Annotated in this window: 14 protein-coding genes and 1 pseudogene; 9 read left to right on the plus strand and 6 right to left on the minus strand. The window is 66.5% G+C overall.

The genetic code is table 11. The features are described from left to right. Window positions 1-95: 95 nt before the first annotated feature. The 4 genes from ACIG5A_RS14840 (at window position 96) to ACIG5A_RS14855 (ending at window position 3,692) form a co-directional block, all read left to right on the plus strand. Window positions 96-557, plus strand: a complete 462-nt coding sequence (locus ACIG5A_RS14840; protein WP_397240760.1) for an SgcJ/EcaC family oxidoreductase — start codon at window positions 96-98, stop codon at window positions 555-557. Window positions 558-640: 83 nt separating this feature from the next. Then, on the plus strand, window positions 641-1,906 hold the full coding sequence (locus ACIG5A_RS14845; protein WP_397240761.1) for an aspartate kinase: 1,266 nt from the start codon (window positions 641-643) through the stop codon (window positions 1,904-1,906). A 5-nt stretch (window positions 1,907-1,911) separates the two neighbouring features. Next, a complete protein-coding gene (locus ACIG5A_RS14850; RefSeq protein ID WP_397240762.1) occupies window positions 1,912-2,946 on the plus strand; it encodes an aspartate-semialdehyde dehydrogenase in 1,035 nt (344 codons plus the stop codon). Between the two features lie 146 nt (window positions 2,947-3,092). Then, complete coding sequence (locus tag ACIG5A_RS14855; protein ID WP_397240763.1) at window positions 3,093-3,692, plus strand: hypothetical protein; 600 nt, start codon at window positions 3,093-3,095, stop codon at window positions 3,690-3,692. 51 nt (window positions 3,693-3,743) lie between these two features. On the opposite strand, the gene ACIG5A_RS14860 is transcribed toward ACIG5A_RS14855, so the two are convergent. From ACIG5A_RS14860 to ACIG5A_RS14875, 4 genes and pseudogenes are all read right to left on the minus strand, one after another. Then, window positions 3,744-4,028: a hypothetical protein gene (locus ACIG5A_RS14860; protein ID WP_397241886.1), complete on the minus strand. Its 285-nt coding sequence runs from the start codon at window positions 4,026-4,028 to the stop codon at window positions 3,744-3,746. 58 nt (window positions 4,029-4,086) lie between these two features. Beyond that, window positions 4,087-4,575: pseudogene (locus tag ACIG5A_RS14865) on the minus strand (hypothetical protein); the annotation flags it as partial. Continuing rightward, window positions 4,520-5,557 carry a type IV toxin-antitoxin system AbiEi family antitoxin gene (locus ACIG5A_RS14870; RefSeq protein WP_397240764.1) on the minus strand — a complete coding sequence of 346 codons (1,038 nt, stop codon included), beginning with the start codon at window positions 5,555-5,557 and terminating at the stop codon, window positions 4,520-4,522. The pseudogene ACIG5A_RS14865 and the gene ACIG5A_RS14870, both read right to left, overlap by 56 nt. An 84-nt stretch (window positions 5,558-5,641) precedes the next feature. After that, entirely contained in the window at window positions 5,642-6,271 is a 630-nt protein-coding gene (locus tag ACIG5A_RS14875) for a TetR/AcrR family transcriptional regulator (RefSeq protein WP_397240765.1), read from the minus strand. Between the two features lie 77 nt (window positions 6,272-6,348). Between ACIG5A_RS14875 and ACIG5A_RS14880 the strand changes: the two genes are divergently transcribed. After that, window positions 6,349-7,242, plus strand: coding sequence for an oxygenase MpaB family protein (locus ACIG5A_RS14880; protein WP_397240766.1), 894 nt, complete (start codon window positions 6,349-6,351; stop codon window positions 7,240-7,242). Continuing rightward, window positions 7,239-7,721, plus strand: a complete 483-nt coding sequence (locus ACIG5A_RS14885) for a PaaI family thioesterase (RefSeq protein WP_397240767.1) — start codon at window positions 7,239-7,241, stop codon at window positions 7,719-7,721. The genes ACIG5A_RS14880 and ACIG5A_RS14885 overlap by 4 nt, the downstream gene beginning before the upstream one ends. 85 nt (window positions 7,722-7,806) lie before the next feature. Here the strand turns inward: ACIG5A_RS14885 and ACIG5A_RS14890 are convergent, their stop codons facing one another. Next, window positions 7,807-9,162: a serine hydrolase domain-containing protein gene (locus ACIG5A_RS14890; protein WP_397240768.1), complete on the minus strand. Its 1,356-nt coding sequence runs from the start codon at window positions 9,160-9,162 to the stop codon at window positions 7,807-7,809. Window positions 9,163-9,494: 332 nt separating this feature from the next. Then, window positions 9,495-10,736 carry an APC family permease gene (locus ACIG5A_RS14895; protein WP_397240769.1) on the minus strand — a complete coding sequence of 414 codons (1,242 nt, stop codon included), beginning with the start codon at window positions 10,734-10,736 and terminating at the stop codon, window positions 9,495-9,497. A gap of 354 nt (window positions 10,737-11,090) precedes the next feature. On the opposite strand from ACIG5A_RS14895, the gene ACIG5A_RS14900 reads away from it, so the two are divergent. From ACIG5A_RS14900 to ACIG5A_RS14910, 3 genes are all read left to right on the plus strand, one after another. Then, a complete protein-coding gene (locus tag ACIG5A_RS14900) occupies window positions 11,091-12,485 on the plus strand; it encodes an AAA family ATPase (protein WP_397240770.1) in 1,395 nt (464 codons plus the stop codon). Then, on the plus strand, window positions 12,482-13,459 hold the full coding sequence (locus ACIG5A_RS14905; protein WP_397240771.1) for a tetratricopeptide repeat protein: 978 nt from the start codon (window positions 12,482-12,484) through the stop codon (window positions 13,457-13,459). The genes ACIG5A_RS14900 and ACIG5A_RS14905 overlap by 4 nt, the downstream gene beginning before the upstream one ends. A gap of 145 nt (window positions 13,460-13,604) precedes the next feature. Further along, a complete protein-coding gene (locus ACIG5A_RS14910) occupies window positions 13,605-14,045 on the plus strand; it encodes a Fur family transcriptional regulator (RefSeq protein ID WP_397240772.1) in 441 nt (146 codons plus the stop codon). The last annotated feature ends 44 nt before the right edge of the window (window positions 14,046-14,089 follow it).

Raw genomic sequence — 14,089 nt, forward strand, 5'->3', positions numbered from 1 at the left:
CCTTGACAGCCTCGTCTCACTCGATCAGTATCTTACTCAGTCAACTATTGATTGGCGCAGTTGATGAACTGCTCAGATCATATCGAGGGGATGCCATGACCATCGACCACCGGGCCGACGAGGCCGCGATCCACCTATTGCTCGAGCGGCAGAGTGCGGCGTGGGCTTCCGGTGACGCCGCGGCCTTCGCGGCGGTGTTCACGCCGGACGCGGACTACGTCACCTGGTTCGGTACGCGATCCAAGGGGCGGGCGCAGATCGAGGCGGTGCACGTGCCGCTGTTCGCCAAGTACCTGAAGGGCACGCATCTGGACGGCGAGATCACCCAGCTTCGTTTTCTCACCGACGATGTCGCGGTGATCCACGGCAGAGGCGCGGTGCTCAAAGGCAGGCGGCGCCGTACGCCCCGCAACACCAAGGTGCAGACCACCGTCGTGGTGCGCCACGACGGTGAGTGGCTGATCGCCGCCTTCCAGAACACCAAATACCGCTGGTTGATGGCAAAGCTTGCGGGGGAATCGGATTCGAGCGCGCGGCCGTCCGAGGTCGCGCGCTAGGAGGTAGGGGTGAACTCGCTCGACGTCGGCCGGTAGTCTTGATGGCTGTTACCAGCTGATTGTCGATCTTGGAGGACCCGGTCGTGGCTCTCGTTGTTCAGAAGTACGGAGGATCCTCGGTCGCGGACGCCGACCGTATCCGGCGCGTCGCTGAACGGATCGTCGAAACGAAGAAGCAGGGCCACGACGTGGTGGTCGTCTGCTCGGCCATGGGCGATACCACCGACGAGCTGCTCGATCTGGCCCAGCGGGTGGCGGTGACGCCGCCCGCTCGCGAGATGGACATGCTGCTCACCTCGGGTGAGCGCATCTCGAACGCGCTGGTCGCCATGGCCATTCACTCGCTCGGCGCCGAGGCGCGCTCGTTCACCGGCTCGCAGGCCGGTGTGATCACCACCGGCGCGCACGGCAACGCCAAGATCATCGATGTCACCCCCGGCCGCCTACGCGACGCGCTGGACGACGGTCAGATCGTGCTGGTCGCCGGCTTCCAGGGCGTCAGCCAGGACAGCAGGGACGTCACCACGCTCGGGCGCGGCGGCTCCGACACCACCGCGGTCGCGCTGGCCGCGGCGCTGGAGGCCGACGTCTGCGAGATCTACACCGATGTGGACGGCGTCTTCACCGCGGACCCGCGGATCGTCTCCGACGCGCAGAAGCTCGAGCAGGTCTCCTATGAGGAGATGCTGGAGATGGCGGCCTGCGGTTCCAAAGTACTGATGCTGCGCTGCGTCGAATACGCGCGCCGCTACAACGTTCCGGTGCACGTGCGCTCGTCCTACACCGACAAGCTCGGCACCTACGTTTACGGATCGATGGAGGACATTCCCTTGGAGCAAGCAATCCTCACGGGCGTCGCGCACGACCGCAGCGAGGCCAAGGTGACCGTGGTCGGACTGCCGGACGAGCCGGGCTACGCGGCCAAGGTGTTCCGTGCCGTCGCCGACGCGGAGATCAACATCGACATGGTGTTGCAGAACATCTCCAAGGTCGAGACCGGCAAGACCGACATCACCTTCACCCTGCCCAAGACCGATGTGTCCCGCGCGGTGGAGATGCTCACCAAGCGCCAGGACGAGATCGGCTTCGCGCAGGTGATCTTCGACAACCACATCGGCAAGGTGTCGCTGGTCGGCGCGGGCATGAAGAGCCATCCCGGCGTCACCGCCAAGTTCTGTGAGGCGCTCGCCGAGGCGGGCGTCAACATCGATCTGATCTCCACCTCGGAGATCAGGATCTCGGTGCTCGTGCGCGACACCGAGTTGGACGAGGCGGTCAAGGTGCTGCACAAGGCCTTCGATCTCGGCGGCGACGAGGTCGCCGTGGTGCACGGCGGAACAGGACGGTAGAGCGGATGGGGATTCGAGTAGGCGTCGTCGGCGCGACCGGACAGGTCGGCGCCGTCATGCGCAAGCTGCTGGAGGAGCGCGACTTCCCGGCCGACGAGGTGCGTTTCTTCGCCTCGGCGCGCTCGGCGGGTAAGACCCTGCCGTGGCGCGGCGGTGAGATCGTCGTCGAGGACACCGAGACCGCCGATCCGAGCGGGCTCGATATCGCGCTGTTCTCCGCGGGCGCCACCATGTCTCGCGTGCAGGCGCCGCGTTTCGCCGCGGCGGGCGTGACCGTGATCGACAACTCCTCGGCTTGGCGCAAGGATCCCGATGTCCCGCTGGTCGTCAGCGAGGTCAACCCGGAGCAGACCCGCAACCTGGTCAAGGGCATCATCGCCAATCCCAACTGCACAACCATGGCCGCGATGCCGGTGCTCAAGCCGCTGCACGACGTCGCGGGCCTGCAGCGGCTGATCGTGTCCAGCTACCAGGCGGTGTCCGGTAGCGGGCTGGCCGGCGTGGAAGAGCTTGCCACCCAGGCGCGTGCGGTGATCGGCGATGTCGAGCAGCTGGTGCACGACGGCAGCGCGGTGCGGTTCCCCGCGCCGAACAAGTACGTCGCGCCGATCGCGTTCAACGTGCTGCCGCTGGCCGGTTCGCTGGTCGACGACGGTTCCGGTGAGACCGACGAGGATCAGAAGCTGCGCAACGAGAGCCGCAAGATCCTCGGCCTGCCCGAACTGCTCGTCAGCGGCACCTGCGTGCGCGTCCCGGTGTTCACCGGCCACTCGCTGTCGGTGAATGCCGAATTCGCCGAACCGATTTCGGTGGAGCGCGCCAGGGAACTGCTGGCCAAGGCGCCCGGCGTCAAGCTGGTCGACGTCCCGACCCCGCTGCAGGCGGCGGGTATCGACGAGTCGCTCGTCGGCCGCATCCGCCAGGACCCGGGCGTCCCCGACGGCCGCGGCCTCGCCCTGTTCATTTCGGGCGACAACCTGCGAAAGGGCGCCGCCCTCAACACCATCCAGATCGCCGAGGTAATCCTCGCCGACCGCTGACCCCTCAGCACCTGTTCGCCGGTGGCGAGCGCGGCCGACCGCCGCGCTCGCCACCGGTGTTTCGGCAGCCGTGTATAAATCATTGGCGTCGCAGGCCATTCGGCCGCCAAGATGGGCGCGGTAAGCGCTATCGGGGGAGGATACGAGTGGGGATCGATGTCGATGTCGTCATCTGTGACTGGAACCGCCTGCTGGAGACGCTGAATCGCGTACCGCTGGACGGCATCTGGTCCCTCGCCGGTCCGGACTGGGATCCCGACCTCGAACCGGATGCGGCACAGCTGGTGCAGGTTTCGCCGACGGAACACTGGTTGGCCAGGTACGAGTTTCGCGGCGCCGCATCCAGCGGCACGGCCAAACCGTACTTCCACTTCGACAGCATCTGGGACGATGCGCGCAAGGCCATGCCCGCTCCGCTGCGTCAGGACATGGAGAAATTCATCGGCCGCCTGCTGTGGACGGACTACAACGGCACGGCAAACCTGCTCGGAGATTTCGAGCCACCCCTCGACTCCATCGACAAGCCGCTGCGCATCGCGTGCACGCCGACCGAGATCGCCGACCTGGCCAGGCACTGGACCGAACTGGCAGACCGTATCCCCGACCTACGTCCCTACATCGACCCGGAACTCGCCCCCGGCTACCTCGACAACTTCGACGAACTCGCTGTCTACCTCGAAGACTGGGGCAACGCCGTCCGCCAAGCGCAGCGCCGAAGCTGGGGACTCATCGCACTGTTCCTGTGACCGAACGGCGAGGAAGTACGCGTAGCGCTCAGCTGGAGCGGCGGGTATGCGCTAAGAGGCAGCCTCGGATCTGATGCCAGCGCACATCGCGGATATTCGCGGGTAGGTGCGCTCGAACGGTCCGGACATATCGTTCGCCAGACGTTCCGAAGCTGTCTGATCGTCCAGTAGCCGTCGGATTCTGGACAGGGCTGCGGCATCCAGCAGGCATGCGATATCTCGGCCGAGTCTGTGGGCGTTGGCGAGGGTGGTGTCGTAGTCGTACGTGACGACCAGGTCGAGGTCCTTCTCGTACAACAGAGTGAGATGCTGCTCGGAGTCGTACCAGTCGAGCATGGTTGTCAAAGTCGATGGCGTCCTTCTTGTTGTCCCAATGTCGATCGAACCACGCGACGAGCTTCAACAGTGCCTGCGCGGCCATCGACGGGATGCGGATATCGACCTGTCCTGGAAGAAGGACCCTCTCGGCTGCTGTGAATGCCTCACGGAATCCGAGGGCGTTCATGGTGAACGCGTTGGGCCAATCGACTGTGCGGTCGTCGTTTTCGATCGATCCGCACGGGATGATGTCGACGGGAATGCCCTGTACATCGAAGCTGTGGCAAGACTGCCGGATCGGAGTCAGCACCGACCGCAGTTGATCAATCTCTCGCCAGTTCGCTACGGCCACTGCGATGTCGACATCGCGGGTCGCCCTCTCGGGGGTGCGGCCGAGGAGTCCGATCGACGTGATGTTGCGAGCTGTCGCGCCGACCACGAGATAATTGATGTGATGCGCCGTCATCAGTGGGCCGAGGTGCTCGAGGGCGGTAGCCGCTATGGATATCTCAGGATCCGTCGAGCTGGACAAGTCGATCGTCATGTCGGCGGATCCTTTCCGCATGGGCTCGTTGCCGAGGGTCGGTGGAAGTCCACATATCGGCGTAGATCAGCGTGCTCGGGACAAGTGGATCAAAGGGTTCGGGCGGTGACCAGAAGCGTTTGCGTACCGAGATATTCGAAGCGGTGTGTGTCCTGCGCCAGTGGCGCGCCGCGATCAGCGGACCGGGGATGGCATCACAGTAGAGCGTCGTCGAAGTGGGTATCAGGTCGGAGTCCAGAAGGCTTCCGCCGGCCTCGCCGCCAATCTGAATCCTGTTTTCCACCAGAAGTTTTCGTGTCTCCTGCCACCAGCGGTCGGGGACGTCACGGAATTCGGCCAGTGTCAGCTTGTGGGCGACCGAGGTCGTGAACGCCTCGGTCCATCGGTCCAGAAGTTCGCGGCCATTGGCCAGCGTTCGTTGATTCTCGACGGTGTAGATATACCGGCTGACTTCCAGTTCGTTGATCACGATCTGCGTTGTGCCGAGCGAGACCCCGCTACGGGCTGCGATGTCGCGCAGGGGGAGTGTGACGGTGTCCGGCCAGCTCAGAAGTGCGAAGACGACTTTGGATCCGGCGGGGCTGAAGGCGCGTGGCGCACGCGTCGGCGGAGCCTGCTCTTTATCAGGGCGGCGATTCCCGGTGATGATGATCAGCAACTGTGGCCAGCTGATTGTCATGTTGCCGGCGTGGTCGACGAAGTCCACTTTGTTCTGCTGGAGAACGGCCGCGGTGGGGGGTGATATGTACGGTGCGATGACGAGCATGGGGAGTTCGGTCGGCGGTAGCGCTGCTGCACCCGCGCGATCGAGTCGGGACTTCAACTCGACGGCATAGGTCTGGTGCCCCCGTCGGCCCGCATCGAGTCGGGCTATCAGATCGAAGTGACGGTCCGATGGGTTCGGCTCGATGACTTCGGCGGTGATGCCATGTGCCTCCAGGATGGGCCGGGCGCCCCGGAGGAGCCTGTTCACTGCCAGGTCGCGTTCATTATGAATGAACATGGAAAAATTATGAACACGATGATCGGGCTGAGCAAGCACATAACCGCCGCACCGGCCTGTTCGATCGACAGCTGGGCCCCGGCGTTAGAGGCGTTCGAGGGTGGTGATGGCAGAGAGGAAGAGTTCGACATTGTCGTGTACGAACTTGTCGCGGGGATAGGGCAGGGATTGCTGGATCCAGGCGGTGATGGTTTCGCCGAAGGCGCCGACCAGAAAGCGTGCGGTGAGATCGATGGCGGGATCGGCGGCGTCGCGGTCGGGTACGAGCTGCTGGAGTATCGAGCCGAAGGTGCGGTAGACGTCCTCGGATCGGGCGAGCCTGCGCTCGGCGACGGCGGGGTGCCCGTATGCCTTGGTGGACAACAGTTTTCCCTTGGCCGGTGCGGTGAGGAAGAAGTCGACCATCGCCTCGATGCAGGCGGTCACCGTGGCTCGCCTGGCTGTGTTCGCGTCCGCCACCGCAGACGCGACCGCGTCCGACATCTGCCGGAAGGCCAGTTCGAAGGCCGCCACCACCAGGTCGTCCAGGTCGGTGAAGCTCTCGTAGACGAAGCGGGTGGAGAGTCCGGCCTGTTTGGCGACGGTACGGATGGTCAGGCCGCCGGGGCCCTCCAGTGCCATCACCTCGAACGCCGCCTCCAGTAGCTGGTCGCGGCGGGTGGCGCGGCGCTGATCCGCGGATATGCCGCCGTATGCCCGCACCTGCTTCGTCATCGAACAATCTTGACACAAGTGTTTCCTGAATCTAGCTTGATTCCGGAGACGAATGATTCCTGATTGAGGGAGTTGGCATGACGGAGCTGGCAGAGTCGCCGGATCTCGCCGCGGCGGAGCAGCATCGGCCGGGTCTGCGCCCGGATTCGCTGACCGCCCGATGGGCCGCGGACTGGCGGTTGATCATGCTCGCGCCGAGTGCGCTGCTGCTCCAGGTCGCGCACCCGGTGATCGGGTCGGGAGTCGCCGACCATTCGGTCTTCAAGGCCGATCCGCTCGGCCGCTTCGACCGGTCGTACTGGCCGACCCTCGCGCTCGCCTTCTACGGCGACGACACCGCGGCCTACGGTCGCGACATCAAAGCGATGCACAAACCGATCGGCGGCATCGACAGCGCGGGCAGGCGCTATCACGCGTGGGAGCCGGAGGCCTACTTCTTCGTGCTCGCCACCGCCCATTTCGCCAGCGAGATCGCCGCGACGCGCTTCGGGCGCGGCCTCACCGACGAGCAGCGGGCCGAACTCTACGCGGGCTGGCGGCAGACCGCCCTGCTCGCGGGACTGCCGGAACGCGCTGCGCCCGTTGACCTTCCGTCATTCGAGGAGTGGTTCGATCGGGTACTGCGTGACCGGCTCGAACATCATCAGAGCGTGGACGACGTGCTGGCGACCATGTCGAGGCCGCCGGTGCCGGGACCGGTCCCCGCGTGGTTGTGGCGGCTGGTGATGTGGCGCATGGTCGGTCCGCTCGCGGTGTGGGTCAATGTCGGCGTCCTCCCTCCGGTCGTGCGTGACCGGCTCGATCTGGTGTGGACGGCGCGCGACGAACGCTGGCTTAGCCGCTACGCCACCGTGATTCGCGGTGTCGATCGCGTGCTCCCGCCACCGCTGCGCACAATCACCCGCACCGTCGCGATACGGCGCAAGGACAAGATCATGGCCACCATGCGGCGCGGCGCGGCGGCCGCGTGATCCCGCTGCACAGTCCGATGCCGGAGGGGCCGCTGCCCGCGCATGTGGACAGCTGCTTCGGGTGTGGTCACCGCAACCCGGCCGCCGTGGGAATGGCGCTGGAACTCCGGGGCGATCGCATCATCGGCCGGTTCACCCTCGACGAAAGACACCAGGGCGCACCGGGAGTCGCGCACGGCGGTGTCGTCGCCGCCGTGCTGGACGAGGCGTCCGGCACCGTACCGACCACCATGTGCGTGCCCGCCGTCACCGCGAAACTCGAGGTCAACTACGCCAGGCCCGCCCCACTGCACCGGCCGATGATCGTATCCGCGGTACTCGCCCGCCGCGAAGGCGAACGCAAACTCCATATCACCGCCCGCCTGGAACTCGACGGCGCACTCGTCGCCGATGCGCGCGCACTGTTCATCGTTGTCACGCCCGAGCACTTCTTCGCCAACGGCGCGCAGGAGGGCGACATCCCCTTCTTCGGTGTCTAGCCGCCGGACCATGGCTGTTGAGCGCAATCGAATGGCCCTGCGGCGCGCCGCAATCGAGGGCCATTCGACTGCGCCCGATCGGCGCTCAGCGGATGCCGGGGGTGCGGGGGTCGGGGCCGAGGCAGACGACGATGACGCAACCGGGTGCGGTGTCGGCGAACGGCGCGGCCAGCGGGTAGTTCAGGCAGGCGAAGACGTTGCAGCCGGGGTAGGCGTACGGTCCGACGCCGAAGACGGCGAGCAGGAAGTTGGTGTCGACGAATCGGCTCGGGTCCAGCGTCAGCGGCGGTTCGACGTACGGGCCGGGATCCGGAAAGGTGTTGTCCTCGAAGGCGGCGAGCAGGCGGCGGAAGAACTCGTGCGGCAGCTCGGACTGGTTCTGCACGATGCCGGAAACGCCTTGGCTGCTGACGTTTCCGAAGACGCCGGTCCACATCACCGTGAGATCGAGGCTCGGCACGATGAAGACGTTCTGCATGCCGAGGCCCGACATCGAATACGTATCGGCGGGCAGGTATTTCGCGGTCTCCGCGCAGCCGGGTCCGAGCCAGAACAGATAGCCGTAGCACTGGTTCGCCGGTGACGGCTGCCGCGCCTTCCACAGGTACTGCTCCGAGACGAGTTGCTGTGCGCCCCACCGACCGTTGTTGCTCACCAGCAGGCCGAGCTTGGCGAAATCGTTCGGCGGGATCATCAGGTGCGCGTAGCCGTAGGTGTGCCCGGCTCGGTCCCTGGCCCAGTAGTAGTCGCCGCGTTCGATGCCGAGCGGATCGAACAGTTCACGCTGCGCGAACTGCTGCAGCGGCTCGCCGACGGCCAATTCCATGACGTAGGTGAGCAGGTCGACATTGCGCTGGCTGTAGCTGAACGCCGCACCCGGCGGATTGTCCAGCGGCACACCGAGAGCCTGCACGGCGCTGTCCGGGTCGAGCGGAATCACGCCGGTGACCCCCTCGGTGAGCACGCCGACCTTCATGCCGGACGATTCGGTCAGCAGGTTCGCCACGGTGATCGAGCGGTGCTCCGCGTCGCCGAGGCCGGGCGGCAGGTAGCGGTCGATGGGCGCTTCGAGGTCGAGTTTGCCTTGGTCCCAGGCGATTCCGGCGAGTACCGAGACGACGCTCTTGGTCGCGCTCCAGATGTTCCACGCGACATCGCCGGTCACCTCGTTCGTCGGTCCCTCGCCGACGAGGCAGTTGTGCCGGAACACCTGGACGTTGAACCGATTTCGCCCGGCCGCGAACCGCAGTGCCTCCTCGAGCCGTTGCGCGTTCAGGCCGACCTGTTCCGGCGCCGCCCGCTCCAACTCCCGCCCGGACTGTTCCTGACACCGCGTCGCCCCGGTCGCCGCGCGGGGAGTCGCCTGCGCGGGCCCGGCCAGTACGCTCCCCGCCACCAGCGATACCACCGCGATCCCCGCAAGGAACCCAAGTCGCCCCATGCGCGAAAGGCTATCGCGCATGCCGCGCGTGCACCCGGCAACCGGCGGGGAGATCAGCACCGATACTCGGACACGCCGAACCATGATCGCTTCTCCAGGCGTGCCGCTCGGCGAGGCCGCGCGCAGCCGCACCATGGCGTGACCGAGCGCTCTCATCGGGCCGCACCGCTGGGACGGCGGCCTCGCTGGTGGCCGCGCCGTTGGATGGCCGCGCCTCTGCCGACCGACTTGCTGGATGATCACATCGCCGCGAGACGGCGGTGCCGCAATCCCACTGTGCTGCTGCCAGAAATCGGTTCGACGAGCGACTCCGGTGCACTCGCTGGCTCGCTTCAGCGTGCCGATCGGATACGGATCACGTACCAGGCCGCGCCGATGAGCAATACCGCCGATCCGGTGAGTACCGAGGCGAAAGGTAGTGCGAGGCCGACTATTACGCAGCCCGCAGCGCCGACGATCGGAATCCAGCGGGCCGGACGCGACTCCGCCGTGCTCAGCGTGGCCGCCGAGAGGTTGGCGATCAGGTAGTAGACGAGCACGGTGAACGACGAGAAGCCGATGGCGGTACGCAGATCGAAGCTCGCCGCGACCACCGCGGCGACCGCGCCGACCGCCAGCTCGGCCCGGTGCGGCACACCGTATCGGGGATGCACCGCGGCCAGCATGCTCGGGAGATATCGATCGCGCGCCATCGCGAGCGTCGTGCGCGACACCCCGAGTAGCAGGGCGAGCAGTGATCCGGCGGCCGCGAGCACCGCGCCGATGCGAACCACCGGTGCCAATCCGCTTGCCCCGCCCGCGGATACGACTCTGGCCAGCGGATCGATACTCCGCGCGAGCCCGGCCGGTCCGAGCGTGAGCAGCGCCGCGATCGCCACCAGCGCGTAGACCGCGAGCGCGAGGCCGAGCGCGATCATGATGGCGCGCGGGATGATTCGGCGCGGCTCGCGCACCTCCTCGCCGAGGGTGGCGATGCGCGCGTATCCCGCGAAGGCGAAGAACAACAGCCCGGCCGCCTCCAGTACCCCGCGCGGACCGACCCGATCGGGCAATGACAGTGCCGCCGAATGATTTCCGAACAGCCCGACCGCGACGACCAGGCTGAGCACCGCCAGCACCGCCGCGACGATGATTCTGGTGGCCGTCGCCGACTTCTGCACCCCGGTGTAATTGACGGCGGTGATCGCGACCACCGCACCGACCGCGACCACCCGCGCATGCTCCGGCCACGCATAACTGCCCACCGTCAACGCCATCGCCGCGCACGAGGCGGTCTTTCCCGCGACGAACCCCCATCCGGCCAGATACCCCCAGAACGGCCCGAGCCGCTCCCGGCCGTAGATGTAGGTGCCGCCCGACACCGGAAACAGCGCCGCCAGCCGCGCCGACGACGTCGCATTGCAGTAGGCCAGCAGCGCCGCCACCGCCAGTGCGAGCAGCAGCCAGCTGCCCGCCGCGGTGGCCGCGGGCGCCAGCGCCGCGAAGATCCCCGCACCAACCATCGACCCGAGGCCGATCACCACCGAATCGGTGAGCCCCAGCCGTCGCCGCAGCTCACCATCAGCCATCGCCATACCGGCATCCTGAACCACCCGGCCCCTGTCCGCTGGTCGAGTGTGCATGAAGGGTCGGCCCAGATATGCGAAACGCCGCCAGGTCGGGGGGACCTGGCGGCGTCGAGTCGCCGGACGCCACGCCAGCGTCACGACTCGGTGCCGACGTCCCACAAGCGCCTCTCGGCGAGTGGTCGCTCGAAGCGACAAATGGGGTGAGGCCCGGGGCTGTCCGGACGCCGACAGTGTGCTTCAACGGGCACACGCCCTCGGCTATTCCCTGGGCCGGAATGTGACGAGCGCTACTCCGGCCGGTGGCTCGGCAACCCTCTAGAATCAACGGCTCAGGCAGCGAAATAGGGGGAGGGTGCCGCCATGACCGATGATCCGGTATTGACCGAAATGCTCGCCGCGCTCGGCCACAGCCCCGACGTGCTCGCGCTGCGCGTCCACGTCATCGAGCTGCTGGCCGACCGCGGCAGGCACGCCGAGGCGCTGGCCCAGTGCGCGACCGCCCTGACTCAGGATCCCCAGCATGCCCGCACGCTGGAATTGTTGCAGCAGTGCACAATTGCCCTCGCAGGCGCCGCCACGCCCACGAACGCCGCCCCACCTCCTGCCGAATCGATAGCTCGCACAACGGAAAGCACAGGCCGATCGACGGCATCCGAGCAGGTCCCGACCGCCACGGATCGATCGGGGAGGCTGTCGGACGCCGCGAATCAGCCTGTGCCGCACGTTGATTCGGAGCATCACCCGGGGGTGGATGGGTCCGATCCCGAACTCGGTGAAACTTATGACTGGGCGGCGGCAGAAGACCAGGTCGGCGACATCATCGCGCCCGCGTTCATCAACGACGGCCCGGCCGAATTCGTCACCGACGGTGACGTCGGCGTGCTCGAGCGACCCACTGTCTCGCTGGCCGACGTCGGCGGCATGGCGGACGTCAAGCGCCAGCTCGAGCTGACGCTGCTCGGCCCGATGCGTAATCCCGAGCTGGCCAAGGCATTCGGCACGTCGGCTCGCGGCGGTCTGCTGCTGTACGGCCCGCCCGGATGCGGCAAGACCTTCCTCGCGTCCGCGGTCGCCGGTGAGCTCGGCGCGAACTTCTATCCGATCGAGATCGCCGACATCCTCGATATCTATCACGGTTCCGGCGAGCGCAATGTGCACGAGGTGTTCGAGCTCGCCCGGCGAAACGCGCCGTGCGTGCTGTTCCTCGACGAGGTGGACGCGCTCGGCTTCAAGCGCAGCCAGATGGGCGGCGCCGCCTGGATGCGCAACGTGGTGAATCAGCTGCTCAACGAGATGGATTCGGCGACGAGCAGCAACGAGGGCGTGTACATCCTCGGCGCGACGAACCATCCGTGGGACCTCGACGTCGCCCTGCGCCGGCCAGGCCGCTTCGACCGGATGATCCTGGTGACCCTGCCGGATCCGGAGGCGCGCACCGCGATCCTGCGCTACCACCTGCGCGACCGCCCGGTCGCCGGGATCGATCTGAAGTCGATCGTCAAACGCACCGACGGCTTCTCCGGCGCCGATCTCGCCCACATCGCCACCTCCGCAACCCAATTGGCGATGGCCGACTCGATCCGCACCGGCGCGGTCCGCCCGATCACCATGGGCGATATCGATCTCGCGCTGTCCCAGATCAAGCCCAGCGCCGGCGCCTGGTTCGAATCCGCCCGCAACGTAGTCGAATTCGCCAACGCCGACGGCACCTACGACGAGCTCGCGAAATACATGCGGACCAAGAAGATCCGATGACGGATCGGCTCGCCCGAGCCGCCACCCTGCTCGATCTGGGTCGCCCCGCCGCGGCACGCACCGAAATCGCGGCGGTACTGGCCACCGAACCCGACAACGCCTGGGCTATGGCATTGCTGTGCCGGGCCGCGTTCGCGGAGGAGGAGTACGAGGAGTCGATCCGCCATGCTCGTGCGGCACTGGGCATTTCGCCTCGCTACGAGTATGCGATGAGCATGCTGGCACTCGGTCTGATCAATACCGGACATGGTGCCGATGCGGTGGCGACGGCTCGTGAGCTGGTCGAACTCGATCCGTCGTGCGCCGATCATTATCGGGTGCTCGCCGTGGCGCTGCGGGACACGAAGGCCGAACAACTGGCACTGGAGGCCATTGATCGGGCGATCGAGCTCGATCCGGACAGCCCGGTCCACCACACGGTGCGCGGCTCGATTCTGCGCATGTACCGGCCCCGTCGTTCCAGTGCCGCCGATGCCGCATTGCGCGAGGCGCTGTACCTCGATCCGGAGCACGTCGAGGCCCATCTCGAACTCGCGCTGAACGACCTGGCCTCTGGACGGATCGAAGCGGGACGGCGTGGACTGCTCAGGGTCGCAGAGCTCGACCCGAGTCGGGCGGCGTCGGTGCGCGCTCGCCTCGCTTTGCTCGACCGACGCGTTACCAGCGCATCGGTCGCGAGCGCTGACAAGAGGTCCTCGATGGGTTCGCTTGTCGGTTGCTTGACTGCGGGGTTGATAGCGCTACTCGTCTACGTGGCGCTCAACATGGGATCGAGCGCTGACAAGCGTCGGCAGGAGACCCCCGACGACATCGTCTCGTCGTACCTGCGTGACCGGCCAACCCTCATCCAGCCGCCGACGGTCCGGCCATGGCCGACGGGGCGCCAGTGGTCGTCGGACTACCCGCTGCCGCCGGGGTGGCCGCCACCGAATGTGCCGCCACCGCGGACGCCGGCTCCGCCGCGATCTCCTTAGGGGCGGCCGCGCTGCGGTCCCTAAGTGCATTCGCGGCAAGTTTGCTGTTGCCGAAACGGTTGGTGGGTGAGCTCGACGCGCGGTGGCCGCGAACTCTCAGAATCCTTTTCTTGACTAATTCCAGAAAAGGGGCAAACTAGGTCTCATGCACACCAACGGCACCGATCCCCGCGAGTGGTTGCGGGCGGCAGGCCTGCGGGTCACCGCTCCTCGCGTCGCGGTGCTCGAGGCGGTCGCGACGCGGCCGCATTCGGATGCCGATCGGGTGGCCGCCACCGTGCGGGAGTCGTTGGGTTCGGTGTCCACGCAGGCCGTGTACGACGTACTTCGTGCCTGTGTGCACGCCGGGATCCTGCGCCGGATCGAGCCTGCGGGCTCGGCGGCGCTCTACGAGACCCGCATCGGTGACAACCATCACCACCTGGTGTGCCGCAGCTGCGACACGGTCGTCGATATCGACTGCGTCGTCGGCGCCGCTCCATGTCTGGAGCTGGAGGACGACCACGGTTTCGTCATCGACGAGGCGGAAGTCGTCTTCTGGGGTCTGTGCTCGAAATGCCGTTCGCACCAACGGATTTCTTCCTGACAAAGTCCGGGGTCAGCCCTTGCCCGGAGCCGTTCGAACTCGAA

The organism is Nocardia sp. NPDC052566 (genome assembly GCF_044547285.1).
In the GTDB taxonomy this organism is placed as follows: Bacteria; Actinomycetota; Actinomycetes; order Mycobacteriales; family Mycobacteriaceae; genus Nocardia.

Bases quoted from the DNA above. Each gene is read 5' to 3' on its own strand.
- ACIG5A_RS14840 (WP_397240760.1), top strand. From the start codon at position 96: ATGACCATCGACCACCGGGCCGACGAGGCCGCGATCCACCTATTGCTC.
- ACIG5A_RS14850 (WP_397240762.1), top strand. From the start codon at position 1,912: ATGGGGATTCGAGTAGGCGTCGTCGGCGCGACCGGACAGGTCGGCGCC.
- ACIG5A_RS14860 (WP_397241886.1), bottom strand. From the start codon at position 4,028: ATGCTCGACTGGTACGACTCCGAGCAGCATCTCACTCTGTTGTACGAG.
- ACIG5A_RS14870 (WP_397240764.1), bottom strand. From the start codon at position 5,557: ATGTTCATTCATAATGAACGCGACCTGGCAGTGAACAGGCTCCTCCGG.
- ACIG5A_RS14875 (WP_397240765.1), bottom strand. From the start codon at position 6,271: ATGACGAAGCAGGTGCGGGCATACGGCGGCATATCCGCGGATCAGCGC.
- ACIG5A_RS14880 (WP_397240766.1), top strand. From the start codon at position 6,349: ATGACGGAGCTGGCAGAGTCGCCGGATCTCGCCGCGGCGGAGCAGCAT.
- ACIG5A_RS14890 (WP_397240768.1), bottom strand. From the start codon at position 9,162: ATGGGGCGACTTGGGTTCCTTGCGGGGATCGCGGTGGTATCGCTGGTG.
- ACIG5A_RS14895 (WP_397240769.1), bottom strand. From the start codon at position 10,736: ATGGCGATGGCTGATGGTGAGCTGCGGCGACGGCTGGGGCTCACCGAT.
- ACIG5A_RS14900 (WP_397240770.1), top strand. From the start codon at position 11,091: ATGACCGATGATCCGGTATTGACCGAAATGCTCGCCGCGCTCGGCCAC.
- ACIG5A_RS14905 (WP_397240771.1), top strand. From the start codon at position 12,482: ATGACGGATCGGCTCGCCCGAGCCGCCACCCTGCTCGATCTGGGTCGC.
- ACIG5A_RS14910 (WP_397240772.1), top strand. From the start codon at position 13,605: ATGCACACCAACGGCACCGATCCCCGCGAGTGGTTGCGGGCGGCAGGC.